Origin of the sequence: Streptomyces sp. NPDC085900 (assembly GCF_044540925.1) — a bacterium.
Taxonomy (GTDB): domain Bacteria; phylum Actinomycetota; class Actinomycetes; order Streptomycetales; family Streptomycetaceae; genus Streptomyces; species Streptomyces gilvifuscus.
In genome coordinates, this window is the sequence record NZ_JBITSP010000008.1 from 368236 (window position 1) to 383732 (window position 15497).

19 protein-coding genes are annotated in these 15497 nt (G+C 68.7%); 10 read left to right on the forward strand and 9 right to left on the reverse strand.

The window, feature by feature from the left end:
* Positions 1 to 526 precede the first annotated feature (526 nt).
* From ACIGDI_RS28050 to ACIGDI_RS28065, 4 genes are all read left to right on the forward strand, one after another.
* Positions 527 to 937: a gas vesicle structural protein GvpA gene (locus ACIGDI_RS28050; protein WP_399902031.1), complete on the forward strand. Its 411-nt coding sequence runs from the start codon at positions 527 to 529 to the stop codon at positions 935 to 937.
* A complete protein-coding gene (locus ACIGDI_RS28055) occupies positions 934 to 1716 on the forward strand; it encodes a GvpL/GvpF family gas vesicle protein (protein ID WP_399902034.1) in 783 nt (260 codons plus the stop codon). Before ACIGDI_RS28050 ends, ACIGDI_RS28055 begins: the two co-directional genes overlap by 4 nt.
* A 111-nt stretch (positions 1717 to 1827) precedes the next feature.
* Positions 1828 to 2121: a hypothetical protein gene (locus tag ACIGDI_RS28060; protein WP_399902037.1), complete on the forward strand. Its 294-nt coding sequence runs from the start codon at positions 1828 to 1830 to the stop codon at positions 2119 to 2121.
* 229 nt (positions 2122 to 2350) lie between these two features.
* On the forward strand, positions 2351 to 2617 hold the full coding sequence (locus ACIGDI_RS28065) for a hypothetical protein (RefSeq protein ID WP_399902040.1): 267 nt from the start codon (positions 2351 to 2353) through the stop codon (positions 2615 to 2617).
* A 49-nt stretch (positions 2618 to 2666) separates the two neighbouring features.
* On the opposite strand, the gene ACIGDI_RS28070 is transcribed toward ACIGDI_RS28065, so the two are convergent.
* Both ACIGDI_RS28070 and ACIGDI_RS28075 read right to left on the reverse strand, forming a co-directional pair.
* Positions 2667 to 3044 carry an STAS domain-containing protein gene (locus tag ACIGDI_RS28070; protein ID WP_399902043.1) on the reverse strand — a complete coding sequence of 126 codons (378 nt, stop codon included), beginning with the start codon at positions 3042 to 3044 and terminating at the stop codon, positions 2667 to 2669.
* 29 nt (positions 3045 to 3073) lie between these two features.
* On the reverse strand, positions 3074 to 3601 hold the full coding sequence (locus ACIGDI_RS28075; protein WP_399902046.1) for a winged helix-turn-helix transcriptional regulator: 528 nt from the start codon (positions 3599 to 3601) through the stop codon (positions 3074 to 3076).
* Positions 3602 to 3710: 109 nt separating this feature from the next.
* On the opposite strand from ACIGDI_RS28075, the gene ACIGDI_RS28080 reads away from it, so the two are divergent.
* Positions 3711 to 4502: a crotonase/enoyl-CoA hydratase family protein gene (locus tag ACIGDI_RS28080; protein ID WP_399902049.1), complete on the forward strand. Its 792-nt coding sequence runs from the start codon at positions 3711 to 3713 to the stop codon at positions 4500 to 4502.
* A 35-nt stretch (positions 4503 to 4537) separates the two neighbouring features.
* Positions 4538 to 5764 (forward strand): acyl-CoA dehydrogenase family protein, encoded by a 1227-nt coding sequence (locus ACIGDI_RS28085; RefSeq protein WP_399902052.1) that lies wholly within the window; start codon positions 4538 to 4540, stop codon positions 5762 to 5764.
* A 266-nt stretch (positions 5765 to 6030) separates the two neighbouring features.
* Here ACIGDI_RS28085 and ACIGDI_RS28090 read toward each other — a convergent pair whose 3' ends face one another.
* The 7 genes from ACIGDI_RS28090 to ACIGDI_RS28120 all read right to left on the reverse strand — a co-directional run bounded on the left by ACIGDI_RS28090 (position 6031) and on the right by ACIGDI_RS28120 (position 12719).
* Complete coding sequence (locus ACIGDI_RS28090; protein WP_399902055.1) at positions 6031 to 6531, reverse strand: MarR family winged helix-turn-helix transcriptional regulator; 501 nt, start codon at positions 6529 to 6531, stop codon at positions 6031 to 6033.
* A gap of 50 nt (positions 6532 to 6581) precedes the next feature.
* Entirely contained in the window at positions 6582 to 7013 is a 432-nt protein-coding gene (locus ACIGDI_RS28095) for an STAS domain-containing protein (RefSeq protein WP_399902059.1), read from the reverse strand.
* On the reverse strand, positions 7010 to 8101 hold the full coding sequence (locus ACIGDI_RS28100) for a B12-binding domain-containing protein (protein ID WP_399902061.1): 1092 nt from the start codon (positions 8099 to 8101) through the stop codon (positions 7010 to 7012). The genes ACIGDI_RS28095 and ACIGDI_RS28100 overlap by 4 nt, the downstream gene beginning before the upstream one ends.
* Positions 8098 to 9678, reverse strand: coding sequence for a PP2C family protein-serine/threonine phosphatase (locus ACIGDI_RS28105; protein WP_399902269.1), 1581 nt, complete (start codon positions 9676 to 9678; stop codon positions 8098 to 8100). The genes ACIGDI_RS28100 and ACIGDI_RS28105 overlap by 4 nt, the downstream gene beginning before the upstream one ends.
* A gap of 668 nt (positions 9679 to 10346) precedes the next feature.
* Positions 10347 to 11468, reverse strand: coding sequence for a PP2C family protein-serine/threonine phosphatase (locus ACIGDI_RS28110; RefSeq protein WP_399902064.1), 1122 nt, complete (start codon positions 11466 to 11468; stop codon positions 10347 to 10349).
* A gap of 424 nt (positions 11469 to 11892) precedes the next feature.
* Positions 11893 to 12138 (reverse strand): hypothetical protein, encoded by a 246-nt coding sequence (locus ACIGDI_RS28115; protein ID WP_399902067.1) that lies wholly within the window; start codon positions 12136 to 12138, stop codon positions 11893 to 11895.
* A gap of 176 nt (positions 12139 to 12314) precedes the next feature.
* Entirely contained in the window at positions 12315 to 12719 is a 405-nt protein-coding gene (locus tag ACIGDI_RS28120) for a helix-turn-helix domain-containing protein (RefSeq protein WP_399902070.1), read from the reverse strand.
* 315 nt (positions 12720 to 13034) lie between these two features.
* Between ACIGDI_RS28120 and ACIGDI_RS28125 the strand changes: the two genes are divergently transcribed.
* The 4 genes from ACIGDI_RS28125 (at position 13035) to ACIGDI_RS28140 (ending at position 15412) form a co-directional block, all read left to right on the forward strand.
* Positions 13035 to 13625 carry an RNA polymerase sigma factor gene (locus ACIGDI_RS28125; RefSeq protein WP_399902073.1) on the forward strand — a complete coding sequence of 197 codons (591 nt, stop codon included), beginning with the start codon at positions 13035 to 13037 and terminating at the stop codon, positions 13623 to 13625.
* Complete coding sequence (locus tag ACIGDI_RS28130) at positions 13592 to 14338, forward strand: BN159_2729 family protein (protein WP_399902272.1); 747 nt, start codon at positions 13592 to 13594, stop codon at positions 14336 to 14338. Before ACIGDI_RS28125 ends, ACIGDI_RS28130 begins: the two co-directional genes overlap by 34 nt.
* Positions 14335 to 14772: a WhiB family transcriptional regulator gene (locus tag ACIGDI_RS28135; protein ID WP_399902076.1), complete on the forward strand. Its 438-nt coding sequence runs from the start codon at positions 14335 to 14337 to the stop codon at positions 14770 to 14772. Before ACIGDI_RS28130 ends, ACIGDI_RS28135 begins: the two co-directional genes overlap by 4 nt.
* Before the next feature lie 163 nt (positions 14773 to 14935).
* Positions 14936 to 15412: a hypothetical protein gene (locus tag ACIGDI_RS28140; RefSeq protein WP_399902079.1), complete on the forward strand. Its 477-nt coding sequence runs from the start codon at positions 14936 to 14938 to the stop codon at positions 15410 to 15412.
* Positions 15413 to 15497 lie beyond the last annotated feature (85 nt).

Sequence of the window (15497 nt, forward strand, 5' to 3'; positions counted from 1 at the left end):
GCGAGAGGCAGAGCAGGACCGGAACCGGTGGCGGCGAGGTCACCGCCGGTGGTGGAGGCGCTCGCCGAAGATCCGGTGGCCGGGGAGCTGACGGTGGTCCTCGCAGGTCAATTGGGTTCTGGCCGGCAACTCGTCGTACGAGTGGATGTCCCACCGCACGCAGTTGGAGGGCACATCGGCGTAATCCAACTCCTGGGTGACGGTGTACCGCAGCCAGACCTTCTCCAGCGCCTGGTTGCCCCCCGCAAGCGGTGCTCGACGGCGGTCCCGCTGCTACCCGACTGGGACAAAGGCTGTCGAGGATCAAGCGATGCGAACCGGGGAAGCCGTGGCCGGAACCCAAGCCGTTTCGCTCGTACATACGTTTGATCTTGAGCCTGGGGGGCTACCCGAGGACGGAAACCTGATCGCTGCCTTGAGGCCCGTGGTGACCTGCGGGAATGCGTCGCAGCGTTCCCGTCTCGGGGAGGGCGGGATCGGCGAGACGCTGTGGAGGCGGGATCCCGCATAGGGCAAGGGGCTGATCGTGATGACGGTGGCAACGCAGCAGGGTGGCGGCGGAGGAGGCTCCAGTGGCCTCTATGACGTGCTGGAGCTGATTCTCGACCGGGGGCTGGTGATCGACGCGTTCGTGCGGGTCTCCCTGGTCGGCATCGAGATATTGAAGATCGATATTCGGATCGTGGTGGCGAGCGTCGACACGTATCTGCGTTTCGCCGAGGCATGCAACCGTCTCGACCTGGAGGCGGGGCCGCGCAAGCCTGCCGGCCTGACGGAGCTCACGGGACAGCTCACCGAATCCGGTGCCCGAGGTAAGACCAAAGGGGCGCTGTCCGGAGCCGCCGAGACGGTCTCGGGGGCTTTCCAGCAGGCCCGTGACGAGGGGCGCCAGCGGCAGGGAACCCGGTCCGCGCGGCGGGGGGAGGATGAGCAATGAGCACCTACGTCTATGGCATCACGCATGCCTCGCACGCCTCGCTGCCCAAGGACGTGGACGGCGTGGGTGACCCACCGCGGCCGGTACGGGTGCTGCGCGAGGGCGAGCTGGCCGCGATCGTCAGTGACGCTCCCGAGGAGCTGCGGCCCAAACGGCGTGATCTGCTCGCCCACCAGCGGGTACTGGACGCAGCCGGAGAAGCAGGCGTGGTCTTGCCGATACGGTTCGCCAGCGTCTCGCCCACCGACGAGACGGTGACGACGGTGCTGGCCGAGCGTGCGGACCACCTGCTGGAGCGGCTGCGGACGCTGGAGGGCAAAGCGGAGTACAACCTCAAGGCCAACCACAACGAAGAGGCGGTGCTGCAACTGGTGGTGGCGGACAACGACGAGATCCGCTCCCTGGCGGAAGCGAACCGGCAGGCCGGCGGGGGCTCGCAGGAGGACAAGGTCCGGCTCGGGGAGATGATCGCTGCCGCGCTTCAAGCCCGCGAAGCAGCCGATGCCGACATGCTCCAGCGGGAACTGAGCCCGTCGGCCGAGGCGGTCAGCGCCGCCCCGTCGAGCACCGGCTGGCTGGCCAACCTCTCCTTCCTGATCGACCGCGGCTCAGCGGCCCGGTTCTTGGACGCTGTCGACCAGCTCCGTCGGCAGCACCCGCATCTGGAGCTGCGGGTCAACGGCCCGCTGCCGCCCTACAGCTTCGTCGACGACGCTTCCGAGCACGCCGAGGGCACCGCGAAAGCGTTCGAAGCAACAGCCGAGCAGAACAAAGGGTGAGTGTGCCCCTGCTGAACCCGGCTGCGGGGCGGGTGCTGATGTGCAACCTCAGCCCCGGTCGTGGCGCGGGTGGGTCTTCGCTGGTGGCCACTTGCAGGCAGAAGGGTGATCATGACCGAGGTGCTGTACCTGTTCGGTGGACCCTGTGTCCGCTGTGATGAGGGCCTGCTGCAGGGCGGCAGCGGTCCGGGAGGGCCGCGCAGGCTCTGCTCTGATCATTTCCGTGAGGCGGCGGCCGAGTACTTCGCTTGCCGAGGCCACGCCACCCCCGCGCTGACGGCTGCTGCGGCGCTGTCCCAAGGCCTGCGCGGCGTTTCCCTTCCTGCGGATGAGGTGGGGGCGCATACGCGCGGATCAGGTGAGCAGCGGGACGCCGCGCAGCCGTCGGTGTCAGCAGTGGGTTAAGTGGTCGAATGGTGTGAGAGGTGAAGAGCCCGAACAGCTGCCGGACGGACAAGGGGGCCTGGGCCGGATGGCGAACGGTGGCGTCCGGGTGGAAGGTGTACCGGGTCCGTCGCGTAGACGGCTGACGCAGCCGGCCCGGCTGACAGAGGGATGCGGCAGGGCTGGTGCGGCACGAAACCCGTCATGCGGCGCCGCACGCGAAGCCCCCCGCGAAGGATCCTCACCATTCGTGTCCGATCAGCACGCGGCCACCGCGCTGACCGCCGCCGTCACCGCCACGATCCTCATTGCCCGGGCGGCGATCCTCCACAGGGCACCCGGCGAGACACCACCTGAGCCCGCCGGCCGCCGCGCCATCCGCACGGCACCTTTCGGCCTTCCCAGCCCCACCGTCGTCGGGTGCGCTGTCGGTGACGCTCTCCGCGCCGTGCACGAGGCCGAACACCACGTCCACCGATGCTGGCAGCAACTGAGGCAAGGCGCCCAGCCCCCGTAGTGACCCGCAGCCCGACGACGTCAGGCTGGCGGGTGGTCGGGCCGGGCAGTCAGCCAGTGAGGGCATGGCGGAGGCTTTCACGGCAGTCGATGAAGGCGTCGATGCCGACGAGGCGGATGGTGCGCATCACGGACGCGCCGACCGCGGCCAGGCGCAGCCAGCCGCCGGCCTCGCTGAAAGTGCGGTGTGCGGCGATGAGGATGTTGATGCCGCTGGAGTCCATGAAGGTGACCTGGCGCATGTCGACCACCACGCGGGGGCGGGAAGTGCCGACAACGTCCAGGGCCTGGCGGAGAGTGTCGCCGGTGTAGTGGTCGATCTCTCCGGCCAGGGTCAGCACACGGATGCCGTCGGTGGCGGTGGCCACGACCGACAGCTGACCGGCCTGCCCACCGTGTTCGGTGCCCGCCGTCTTTCCCTCAGCCATGCCGGTGATCCTGGCACACTGAGTCCGATTCACGCGTTGGCGACTTGTTCGGGGTTCCCATCCTTGACGAAGCGGGCCTGCACGTCGGGGCTGTCGAGGAGCCGTGCCGGGTAGCCGGGTCCGGTCCGCACCGTGACGTCCTGGTGGTGCAGTGGTTCACCGCAGGAGGGGCAGACGACCTGGGCATGGGTGTCGTGGCCGCAGGCAGTGTGGTGCATGACCACGGGGATGCCGTCGTCATCGGCCAGCCACCGGTCGCCCCAGGCGTTGATCGCGGCGAGCACGCCGAAAAAATCCCGGCCCTTGTCCGTCAGCAGGTATTCGTGACGGACCGGGTCGCTCTGGTAGGGGCGGCGCTGCAACAAGCCCGCGTTCTCCAGGCGGCGGAGCCGGTCGGCCAGGGTGTTGCGTGCGATCCCAAGCGAGTCGATGAAGCCGTCGAAACGCGTCTCGCCGTAGAAGATCTCGCGCAGGACCAGCAGGGTCCAGCCGTCGCCCAGGATGTCGACGGTGCGGGCGATCGAGCAGGGCCAGCCGTCGAATGAGGTCCGTCTCATGTCAGCGACCTTATCAGTTTCATCATGAGATTCACTTGCCCCGGCGACCCGGTCCGGCTAGCGTCCCGTCAGTCTCATCATGCAACTTACGAGGAGGATTGTGGGATCCATGCCTGCGAGTACACCGGCGGTCACCGTCGAACGGCACGGACGTGTGCTGCTGATGGGTCTGAACCGACCCGCCAAACGCAACGCCTTCACCCGGCAGATGCTCAGCGAGCTGTCCACCGCGTACGGTCTGCTGGAGTCCGAGGACGATCTGTGGTGCGGGGTCCTGTTCGCCCACGGCGACCACTTCACCGGCGGCCTGGACATGCTCGACGTCGGCGCCGAGCTGGCCTCGGGCACGTTCGATGCCCCGGAGGGCGGGCGCGACCCCTGGCGTCTGGACGGACCGTGGTCGAAGCCGGTCGTCGCGGCCGCGCAGGGCTGGGTGATGACGCTCGGCATCGAACTGCTCCTGGCCGCCGACATCCGCGTGGCCGCCCGGGACACGCGGTTCACCCAGTACGAGATCCGCCGCGGCATCTACCCCTTCGGCGGGGCCACCTTCCGCTTCCCCCAGCAGGCCGGCTGGGGCAACGCCATGCGCTGGATCCTGACCGGCGAGGAGTTCGACGCCACGGAGGCCCACCGCATCGGCCTGGTGCAGGAACTGGCCGCCGACGGCCCTGCCGCCATCGCCCGCGCCACCGAGATCGCCACCCTCATCGCCGAAAAGTCCGCACCCCTTGGGGTACGCACCGCCCTCGCCTCCGCCCACCTGGCCCACGAGCACGGCGAGAGCGCCGCGATCGAGCGGCTGCGCCCGGACATCGCACGGCTTTTCTCCACCGCCGACGGCGCAGAAGGGATCCAGTCCTTCATCGAGCGCCGCGACGCCCACTTCACCGGCCACTGACCAACCTGCCCCGCCACCCTGTCAGGAGCTTTCCTGTGACCACCGCGACGACGCCTTCCCTGTTCCACCTGCCGCCCGAGATCGCCGAGGCCCGTGAGTGGGCCCACGGCTTCGCCGAGAAGTACGTACGTCCCGTCGCCGCCGAGTACGACGAGCGTGAGGAGATGCCCTGGGCGGTCATTGAGGAAGCCGCCAAAGTCGGCCTCTATACCCCCGAGTTCGCGCTGCAGATCATCGCCGACCCCACCGGGCTGCTGCAGCCCGTGGTCGCCGAGGAGATCTTCTGGGGCGACGGCGGCATGGGCCAGGCCCTGCTGGGCACCTTCCTGCCCGTGGCGGCACTCTTCGGCGCCGCCACCAAGGAGCAGATCGACACATGGCTGCCCGCCTTCTTCGGTACCCCTGGCGACCTGGCCGTCGCGGCCCTGTGCGCCAGCGAGCCGAACGCCGGCAGTGACGCCGCCGCCATCCGCACCCACGCCCGCTACGACGAAGCCACGAAGGAGTGGGTACTCAACGGCACCAAGACCTGGGCCACCAATGGCGGCATCGCAAACATCCATGTCGTCAACGCCGTCGCCGCTCCCGACCTCGGCGCCCGCGGCCACGCCCTGTTCCTCATCCCGCCCGGCACCCGCGGTCTCAGCCAGGGCCAGAAGTTCTCCAAGCACGGCCTGCGCGCCTCCCACACCGCCGAGGTCGTCCTCGACGACGTGCGCATCCCCGCCCAACTGGTCCTCGGCGGCAGGGAAGCGCTCGACCAGCGCCTGGCCACAGCACGCGAAGGATCTCGTGTCCGCGTCCCCGCTGCCATGGCCACCTTCGAGATGACCCGGCCCGGCATCGGCGCGATGGCAGTCGGCGTGGCCCGCGCCGCCTATGAGTACGCCCTCGAATACGCGGGCATCCGCGAGCAGTTCGGCCGGCCGATCATCGACAACCAAGCCATCGCCTTCACCCTGGCCGACATGGCCATGGAGATCGACGCCGCCCGCCTCCTCGTCTGGCGCGCCAGCCACATGATGACCTGCGGCAAGCCCTTCACACGCGCCGAGGGCAGCATGGCCAAGCTCAAAGCCAGTGAAGTCGCCGTGCGTACCACCGAACGCGCCGTGCAGATCCTCGGCGGCAACGGCTACACCCGCGACTACCCCGTGGAGCGCTGGGCCCGCGACGCCAAGATCTTCACCATCTACGAAGGCACCAGCGAGATCCAGCGCCTGGCCATCAGCCGCGCCATATCCGGCCGCCGCATCCAGTAGACGCCGATTCCCGCACCTTCAACTCCCCACCGCCTCACCGGAGCACCACATGAGCACTCGGACGCCTGTCCTGGCAGGCAAAGTCGCCGTCGTCAGCGGAGGCGGCCACGGCATCGGAAAGATGATCACCCGAGGACTCGGGATCCAGATGCGGTCGCTGGCCATGCCGGTGCACCACCCCCCTTTGGCCCTAATACGCATGGACCAAGGGGGGTTCTGCTGGACCGCGGGGTTCTGCCGGACCGCGGGCCGGCAAACCGCAAGCTTCAGGCTGCCGAGTGAGCGCCGGGCCGACGGTGCTCCGCGCCGTCAGCGGCGGTGAGCTGTGCGGCGAGTGCGGTGAGACCTCGCGCCAGAGCTCTCCGTTCGCCGGCGGGCATGTTGTTGATGGCTTGATGGAGCATGGCCTCGCGCTGTTCGCGGACACGCTGGAGGTGCCTCGTTCCGGTGGGGCTGAGCCGGAGGGTGACTTCGCGTCCGCTCTGCGGGCAGGGGAGGCGTTCGAGGAAGCCGGTGGCCTGGAAGCGATCGCACATGCGACTGACGTTCGAGGGTGAGGAGGCCAGCAGGTGGCAGACGGCCCGCATCTTGATGCCTTGCTGCTGGTCGATCACATACATCAGCCGAAGCTGGGATGTGGAGGCGGGCGCGGTGGCGGCGGCGTCCTTTGAGCGCTCCCACATGACCTCGAGAAGTTCAGCGATGCTTCGGCCGCTCTGAGTGGCATCGGAGCAGCTCGTGGTGGGGGCGGCTTCGGATGCGGGCATGACTCCCCCGTGTGGGTGGGTGCTCTGCCGGTTGGTCGGCCGGGCATGGCTCAGGTGGTGCCGTCCGGTCCGGCGGGGCGGGCCGCTCGTGTTGCCCTCGTGGTCTCCGAGGATTCTGTCGTGTTCTGGTGTGCGGCCGCGGCACCGGTAGGGGTCGTTGCCGTGAAGTAGTCGAGCGTACCGGTGATGTCGAGGAGTCGGTCCAGTTGTGCGGGCCGGTCGTCCAGGTGCAGGCGTGCCGCGGCCGCGGCAGTGCGGCGGCCGATCATCAACAGTATGGACAACCCCATGGAGTCGACGGTGCCCAGTCCCGCGCAGTGCAGGTGCACGTGTCTCACCTCCGGCCGGGCACCGAGCTGGGTGGTGACTTCTTCCAGGAGGAAGTCAGCGGTGTCGTAGTCGAGATCCCCGGTGATCTCTATGCGGACCGTGTCGTCGGTGTCGATGGTGGTCAGGTGGAGTGTGGAGGGCAATGTGGTCATGCAGGCGTTCCAGCTGTGGGGTGGTCGACGGTGAGGGCTTCGATGCCGCGCTGCAGTGTGCTGGACGCCCGGGGGAAGTCCTTGAGCTCGCGGGCAAAGAGGTTCAGGGCCGGCGGCAGGGACTGCGCGGGCACCCCCCGCGCCTGGAGGATTTGGGAGGTCCAGGTGATGAACCAGGTGAAGAGGCCTTCGTCACCGACGTAGAGGGCGGTGGCGAGGAACTCCACGATGTGCGCGAGGTCTTCCGCCGTGCGCTCGCGCTGCACGTCGTCATAGACGCGCATGGCGGGAAACGCGTCCTCCAGGGCGAGGAAGACGGTCCGTACCAGGGAGTCGCTGCTGCGGGCGACCATCGTGTATTCCTGGTCGGCCAGGTGCGGCAGGTCGTCCATCTGCTGGTGGTCGACCTGCGGGCGCGGCAGCGGCCCTTCGGCGAGCCGGTCGGCGGCGGCACGCGCGTCCCGGGCCCACGCCTGGGCGCCGAGCAACCGGGCATAGCGGCCGTCGGGTCCGAACGCGGCGCCGCCGACCAGGACGGGGACACCGACGGCCTGGCATGCGGTGATCGCCGCGTGGGCTGCGGGAAGCCTGGTGGCGATCGAGCTGGACAGAGCGACCGCGTCGGCCTTCGTTGTGTGCAGGTGGGAGATGAGATGCGGTGCGGGGACCTGCGCTCCGAGGTAGTCGACCTGCCAGCCGCGCAGCTTCAGCACCTCGGCCACCAGCCGGGCGGGCAGCGCGTGCCATTCACCGTCTACGCAGGCCACCGTGATCCGGCCCCGGTAGGGCCTCTGGCGGGCGGTGGGGTGCAGGGCGAGCGCGGTGACGGCGCGTTCGTTGATGGACGTCGCGGCGTGTTCCTGCGCGACGCTGATGCGGTTGGCGGCCCATTCTTCACCGGCTCTGCCCTGCACCGTCGCGATCACGTCCAGGAGGACGGACTCGGGGGCGATGCCGTCGTCGAGGGCGCGCAGGACGATGTCGGTGGCGCTGTACTCGTCCCCGGCCGCCACGGCGTTCCACAGCCGGTCGGCCAGTTCGCGGATGCGGGCGCCTGCGGGGAGTCGGGGCGGGGTGCTCGTGCTCATGCGGTGTACCTGCCCCGGGTGTGGCCGTTCACCGCGCTCAGATGATGCGTGCGGGGTGCGGAGATGGCGACGACGGCCATGTCGTCGTGTCGGCGGTTGCCGAGCCACTGGGATGCGAGCATCTGAACGTGCTCCACGATGCCCTCCGCCGGCATGCCGGCGCATGCGGCGAGGGCGCGCTGAAGGCGTTCTTCACCGAAGAGCGCATCGCCCAGCGGGCCGCCCTTGGCCTCGGTGATTCCGTCGGTGTACAGGATGCAGGACTCCCCAGGGGCGAGTACGACGCTGGTCGTGCGGGCCCGGACGTCCGGCAGGGCCCCGACCAGGGTGCCGCGGGTGTCGGCTTCCTCGACGGTGCCGTCAACGCGGATGATCAGCGGGTTCGGATGGCCGGCGCTCGTCAGCTGCACGTGCACCTCGTTGCCCTTGCGGACGGCGGAGGCCAGGACCAACGTGACGAAGCGGGTGTGGTGGGAGTTGAGCAGCGCCGTGTTCAGCAGGGTGAGCATCCGCTGGTGATCGTCGGCCAGAGGCAGCAAGGCGTGCAGGGTGTTGCGGATCTTGCCCGTGAGAACGGCGGCCTCCAGGCCCTTGCCGCACACGTCGCCCAGCGTCACCAGTGACGGTTCACCCTCCACGTCGGCAGGGTGCACGTCGTAGAAGTCCCCGCCGATCCGTTCGTGGTCCGCCGAGGGGCGGTAGCTGCCGGCGAAGTCGACGCCGGAGATCTGGTGCAGGGCCGGGGGGAGCAGCTCCCGCATGAGTACCTCGGTGATGGCAGTCTGCTCCGCGTACAGGCGCGCCGCCGACATCGCCGCCCCGGCACGTGCGGCGAAGAGGCGGGCGAAGACTTCTTCCTCTTCGGTGAAGGCGGCGCTGCCCTCCTTGCGCAGCAGCACCAGCGCGCCGGCCGGGACGCCGTGCCCGGGCAGTGGAGTGATCACTATCGCCCCGATGGGACCGAAGCCTTCGGGAATCATCCAGGCCGGGGCGGCGGCGGGCTCAATCCACCGGGAGGGCACCGGCGGGAACCCGCGCAGGGCTTCGCCGAGACCAGGAACCTCGTCCGCGTCGACCAATTCCTGAGAGGTGGTGGGGGTGCCGCCGCGCAGGCAGGTCACCACGGGCAGGTGGTGGCCGCGGGCCGGGGCGATGGCCAGGGCCGCGTCGGCGAGGTTCTCGGCGGCCATCTGGGCGGTCACGTCCATGCAGCGCCCCAGGTTGAGGGAGGAGAGCAGAGTGCTGGACGCCGTGGCGAGGAACGCGGTCCGCTCCTGCTCCATGTGCAGGGCTTCACGGGCGAGTTGGTGGTCGGTGTCGTCCACCAGCCACCACGCCACCGTGCCGTCGTCCCGCACGCTGGGGTGTGCCTCGAAACGGCGTCCTTCGATCACACCGGACAGCGGCGTCTCTGGCTCCAGCGCGGCCGGCGAGCCGGCCGGGTGAATCGACCGCTGAGCCGCGGCGAGCCAGGCCGGGACCACGTCGGCCAAGCGTGCCCCGGGGCAGGCTGCGGGCAGGAGGGCCTGTGCGGCGTCGTTGCGCTGCGTGAGAAGACCCGCCGCGTCAGCGACCAGGACCGGGTAGGGGGCACGGCCCCAGGGGAAGTTCGGCTCCGCGTCTGCGACGGTCTGCGCTCGGGTGAAAACCAAATATCGAGGACTCGCTGGGCGAATCCCTCACCTCACCAACTCAAAAGGAATCATTTCCTTCAGGCAACGATCCCGCAGGGGGTGCCTGTCTGGCAAGCCGCCCCCTCTTCACTCCGGCTATCCGCACACATGTGAAGGTGACGTGTGCAGAACGGTTCGGGAGGACACTTCCGATGCAGGTCAGCTGCAAGAACCGTGAGGTGTCCGTGTCCCCACTCGTCGCCATCCTCACAAACATGCGGATCACGCAACGGGTGCGGACAGGTGCTTGCCGTCTCAGAATCGACCGCTGTATGTCGATCTTCACTTTGCTGTACGGCGTGACGTCGGTGGGGAATGGCGGGGTCAGCCCCGATGAGCGTCTTGGCGCCGGTTCCCGCGAGTCCGTACGCGGGGGAACCCGCGCCGATACCGAGGGCGTCGGCCCCTCACCTTGAAGCGGCGGAACGTGTCCGGTTCAGGCGCCGCCCTCGACGGGCCTGGGCGACAACGCAAACCCGGAGATCGTTGTGGCCGAAGCGGAGGGCCTCGTACCCGCTGAGCTCGAGGTCTCTTGGCTCTGGACGACTGACCGAGCCCACGGGCGGCCGGGTTCAGGCTGCCAGGCGGCGGATCGCGACGACGGCCGCGTCGTCGTTGAGGTGATCGTGGACGTGTGACAGCAGGTCGCGTCGGAGCAGGCGCAGCAGTTCGTCGGGGTCGTCCTTGGCCCACTGCGGCGCCCGTTCGGCCAAGGGATAGAACACTCCCTGCGCATCGCGTGCTTCGATGACACCATCCGTGTACAGCAGGAGCACGTCGCCGACCTCGAACGAAAACGTCTGCACGGTGTAGGCACCACTGCCGAAGACGCCGCCGAGTCCGATCGGCAGGTGACTGGCCTCGGGCATGAGTGGGATCACGTGGTTTCCCCGCAGCACCAGTGGTGGTGGGTGACCGCAGCTGATCAGGTGAACAACCGGATCATGGTCGGGGATGTCGAGCAGAATAGCGGTGGCGAAGTCCTCATCGGTGTCCTGTTCTGCCGGCGGCTGCCACTGACTGGTATCCCAGCGGAACGCGGCGTCCAGGTGGATGGCGAGACGGGGAAGGGTGGCCTGCCGGTGAGCGGCCCCGCGGAATGCGCCGAGCAGCAGGGCGGCGTTGTTGATCGCGGCCAGGCCGTTGCCGCGCACGTCACCGATCAGGATCCGGGTGCTGTGATCGGCGGTACGGGCTACGGCGTACAGATCTCCCCCCAGCTCGGCCTCCTCCACGGCGGGCAGGTACAGGCCGGCGATTCCGAGCGCACCCGCATGGGCAGGCAGAGGCTGCAGAAGCACACTCTGCGCCGCCTCGGCCACCGACCGCACCCGGTGCAACTGCTGCTCATGCCGATCCCGCACCACGCACGCAGCGACGCACACGACGGAGACAGTGAAGAGAGCGGCGATCTGGGTCTGGACGTTCGCGGTCGCCAGGGTTCCCCTGAGGACGCCGATCAGCACTTGCGCGCCGACCGCCAGCACCCCCATCAGGGCAGTCATTCGCGGGCCTGCGAGTGCCACCGCGATCGCGGGTGCAGCCACCAGCAGCGGCCCGAGGTGGATGTCCGGCGGCGCCAGTACGTCCACGACGCAGACCGTGACGATCAATGCGAGGGGAATGACGACCAGGGCAGGCGTGTGACCCGGCTGCCAGAAACGCCTGAAATCCGGCCAAGGTCGAAACGTCATGGTTCAAGCCTTCCACTACCCCTGGGAGGCGATGACGCGCCACACCGCCGACAGTCGGCTTCAGGAGCCGGTCTCCAACTCGCGGGCGGCGAGGCCGAGGAATGCCTCGTGGACGTCGTCGCGACTTTGCCTGCGGACCCATGAGCGGCGGAAGCTGGTCGGCTGGGGTTCGTACGCTCGACGACCTCGCGGAAGGTGTGGTGGTCGTAACCGCGGTCGGTGTTGTCGGGCCGTCTGCGCGGTCGTCCGGCCAATCGAACAATGGCCGGGATTTTGTCGAGCAGCTCAATGGGCTGGGTGACGTCGTTTCGGTTGCCGCTGGTCGGCGACACCGTGAGCCGGAGGGTTCCGGCGTGCGACCCGGGCGTGGGAGGAGTCGATCACCGCCCGGGACCAGTGCAGCTGGTTTTCGAACGAAGGTCGCTCAACAGGCTCGGGCCGTCGGGGTGCACGTCTGAAGCTGGGTCGGCAGGATGATGTCGGCTCCGCAGAAGCACAGCAGGCCGTTCGCGGTCGGCGCCGGAGCCCCGAGATCGACGGTGAGCAGGGCGTGGAGTTCCTTGAACACGTCCAACACGTGTGAGCCTCTCGCCACGAGGATGCGAACCTCGTCGGGATCCCATACGGCGGCGGTGGGCAACTCGTCTACCAGGGCAACGTGGATGCACACAACTGTCTCCCCAGGGATGCACAACAGAATGAAGTGAAGTGATCCGCTCCGGGAGGTCAGCGGCTGACTGATGGTACCCGTACTCAGTGGTCCTGGTGGGGCTTTCGGGGTTTCCATGACAGCCAACAAAGGGTGTGCATATGCCTACCGCTGACGTGTTCTCACCGTCAGGGCTGTCACGTGATGCGGCTGACCTGCAACATGGCCTCGGCGTCCTTGATCAGGGCGCGCTGGCGGGCTTCCGGCAATTGCCGGTACAGCATGAGCAAACGGGCCTCGCGTTCGTCCGCGCTGGGGCCGGGTACGGGGCGTCCGGCTGCTGCGAAGAACTCCCGGGGCGTCGTGTGCACACCCCAGCTTCGGAACACCTCGACCATGGACCGCAGCTTCTCGGGGTCGATGCGGGACGTGCCGCGGGTGCGATTCATCCAGGCGTTGAGGGTGGGGTAGGGGATCCCCGCCTCCAGGGCGAGGTCTTTCTGTGTTCTGTCAGGGACTGCCGACAACAGGCGTTCGAGGAGCCTCGCCAGGTCTTCGTCCTGGTGAGCTGGCTCATGTGGAGGCGTCGGCTGGTGCGTCACGCACATGAGGATCCGGCATGAAATCTACATGCGCAAGTAGATCGCAGACCGGCATCCGGAGTACGTGAATCGAGGGCCGCTCGAGAGCCCAACTGCGAGGTGGAGGCGTCGGCTTGACAGAATCTACATCTACGCGAAGACTGCAGATGTCTTCGGGAGGCGGGCGTGCGCCCGAGATATGACGAAGGCGTTCCCGTGCGAGAACCCGCAGCCCCTGACCACAGCTTCGAAATCTACATCTACATGAAGAGTGAAGATGGGGCCTGATCGTGAGGCCCTTCACGGCTTCCCGTACCGTCCTAGGAGCAGTCGACCATGTCCCAAACGACCCAACTCGGCAGCGCGCAGACCGTCGCAGAACCCGCGTCGCTTACGCGGGCCCGCTCCGGTGATCCCGAGGCGTTCGCCGTGCTCTACCGCCGCCACCATCTGCTCGTCTACCGCTACCTGTTGCACAGGAGCCATGACCGACATCTCGCCGAGGACCTGACGCAGGAGGTGTTCCTGCGTGCCTGGCGCGGCATCGGCAGCTTCGTCTGGCAAGGCACCGACCTCAGCGCCTGGCTGATGACCATCGCCCGCAACCTCTACCTCGACGAGATGACCCGCAGCCGGACCCGCAGAGAGACGGCGGTTGCCGAGCCCGAACGGACAGCAGCTCACGGCACCGCGTACGACACACCCGCGCTGCGCGCGCTGGACGCCGTCGAAGCGCGCGAGACGCTACGGCGCGCACTGCGCACCCTCAACCCGCAGCAGCGCCACTGCATCGACTTGCGGTACTTCGGCGAATTAACCCCGGAAGAGACGGCTCGCACGATGGGCCGAACCACGGGAGCCGTCAAGGGCCTGACACACCGGGCGCTGCGCCAATTGCGCGGCACGGTCAGGCAGGTGCCGGCATGAACGACCGTACGTGCCGACCGCCGCTCCGCATCCCCACCGACAGCCGACGGCACCCCACTGGGCAGACTGTCGCCTCGGCCCAGCCACCCACAGTCCCCTCGCCCCCGATCCTCCTGCACCGCACCGTCGGGGGATCCTGGATCCGCACACCACGAGCGCTGACCGTCCTTGAGTGCCAGGCCCTCGCTTGGGACGCCCGCTGCGCCCGCAGCCGGGAAGTCGCTGCGGCCATCACACAGGACCTCGGGGACCATCCAGCCGTGCTCGCCATCGGTGCCGACGGCGACCGGGTCCGGGTCCGACTGGGCATCGAGGGGATGTCGCAATGGGACGGGTGGCGGAACTACTTCGGCATCACACTCAGCGGTGAGCAGGCCCGCCCACACCTGCTCGCGGGCCAGGGGCTCCGGGACGGCGTACGCGTGGCAGTGCTTGCCGAGGCACCCCTTGTGCCCACCACGGGACCGCCACCGTCGCCGGCGCCATCGGCCAGGCGGGCGTTCCGCCTCGACGGCGTGCTCTATGACCTTGAACGGCCCCACCGCGATGCGCACGGCGACGTCTGGTACTACCAGGGGCTGCGAACGGCTGACGGTATGCCGATGATGACCCTTGACGGCCGCCTCGAACGCTGCTCCCTGGCCAACATCGTCGCCTACGTCGGACCGCTCAGACCCGTCGCCGACCCGGCACCGCGCACACTGCGGCCATGAGTACCGCCACATCCGACGAGTCGTGGGAGTCGTACGCCGTGTGCCGCCACCACGACCCAGATCTGTGGTTCTCGCGGCGCACCTCGGCCACAGCCATCGCCATCTGCCGCACCTGTCCCGTCCTGCCGGCCTGCCGAACAGCCATGCAGCGCCGCGAGGACGGTCTGCCCCGAAATCATCGTCAGGGCATAGTCGCCGGCCTCACCCCCAGCCAGCGCCACCGCCTTGAACGGACTGCGCGCAGACATCCTGTGCCGGTCCTGCCCCCCGACCCGGTACCGCGCACCCGTAAGACACGCGTGCCGGCCCCCTGCGGGACGCGTGCCGCCTACCAACGGCATCTGCGTCGGCGAGAGCCTGTGGACGAAGCTTGCCGCGCCGCGAACGCCCGCAGTGCCGGCCACTACCGCCGGACCGGATCCACTCGTAGATGAGCAAGCCGGATCCGGGCCGCCACCTGCCCGGCCCGGATCCGGCATCCCCGCCCTGTCACCCATTGCGTCACCCATGACCCGGAGCGCTCACGTGTCCCCGCCCCCTTTTGACGTCGGCTCACCTCCAGCCCCCGTCTCGCCCACCGCCCCGAGGCACCGGCGCGTGCCCCGCTTCTTGCGCTACGTCCTCGCACGTGACGAGGATCGTCAGCGCCTCGAAACGGACCTGCGCAACTGTGCGGAGGCGACCGCCCGCTGGCAGCGGCACGCCGACTCCTACGCACACGAACTCCGCCGCACCACCCGAGAACGTGCCCAACTGCTTGCCTGGCTCGCCGCCCTCCATCCTGCGAGTGCCGTCGTCACAGTGTTCGACGACCCGGACGGCTCGATGGACTCTTACTGTCTGCGACTGGTAGCCGGGGGACGGGTGCTGTCCTGGCCCATCGCCCGCGACGATCTGCCGCTGTTCGATCATGTTCCCTGCGCCGTGACGGCCTCGCCGTACGAGACGCACGTGGAGGAGCCAGCCGAACGGGCGGCACATCTCAGGCAACACGCGCGGCTGTTGGCCCGGGACGGAGCCGAGCACCATCCCAACGGCGCGGCCGCTTCGTGGAAGGGCTGCGCCGAGTCCTGACGAGGCGGCACGGCCGCCCGGACTCCGGTCGGCAAGCTCGGGAGGCAATCCGGCCGGATGCGCAGCGCCCCTCGCCGACACAGGC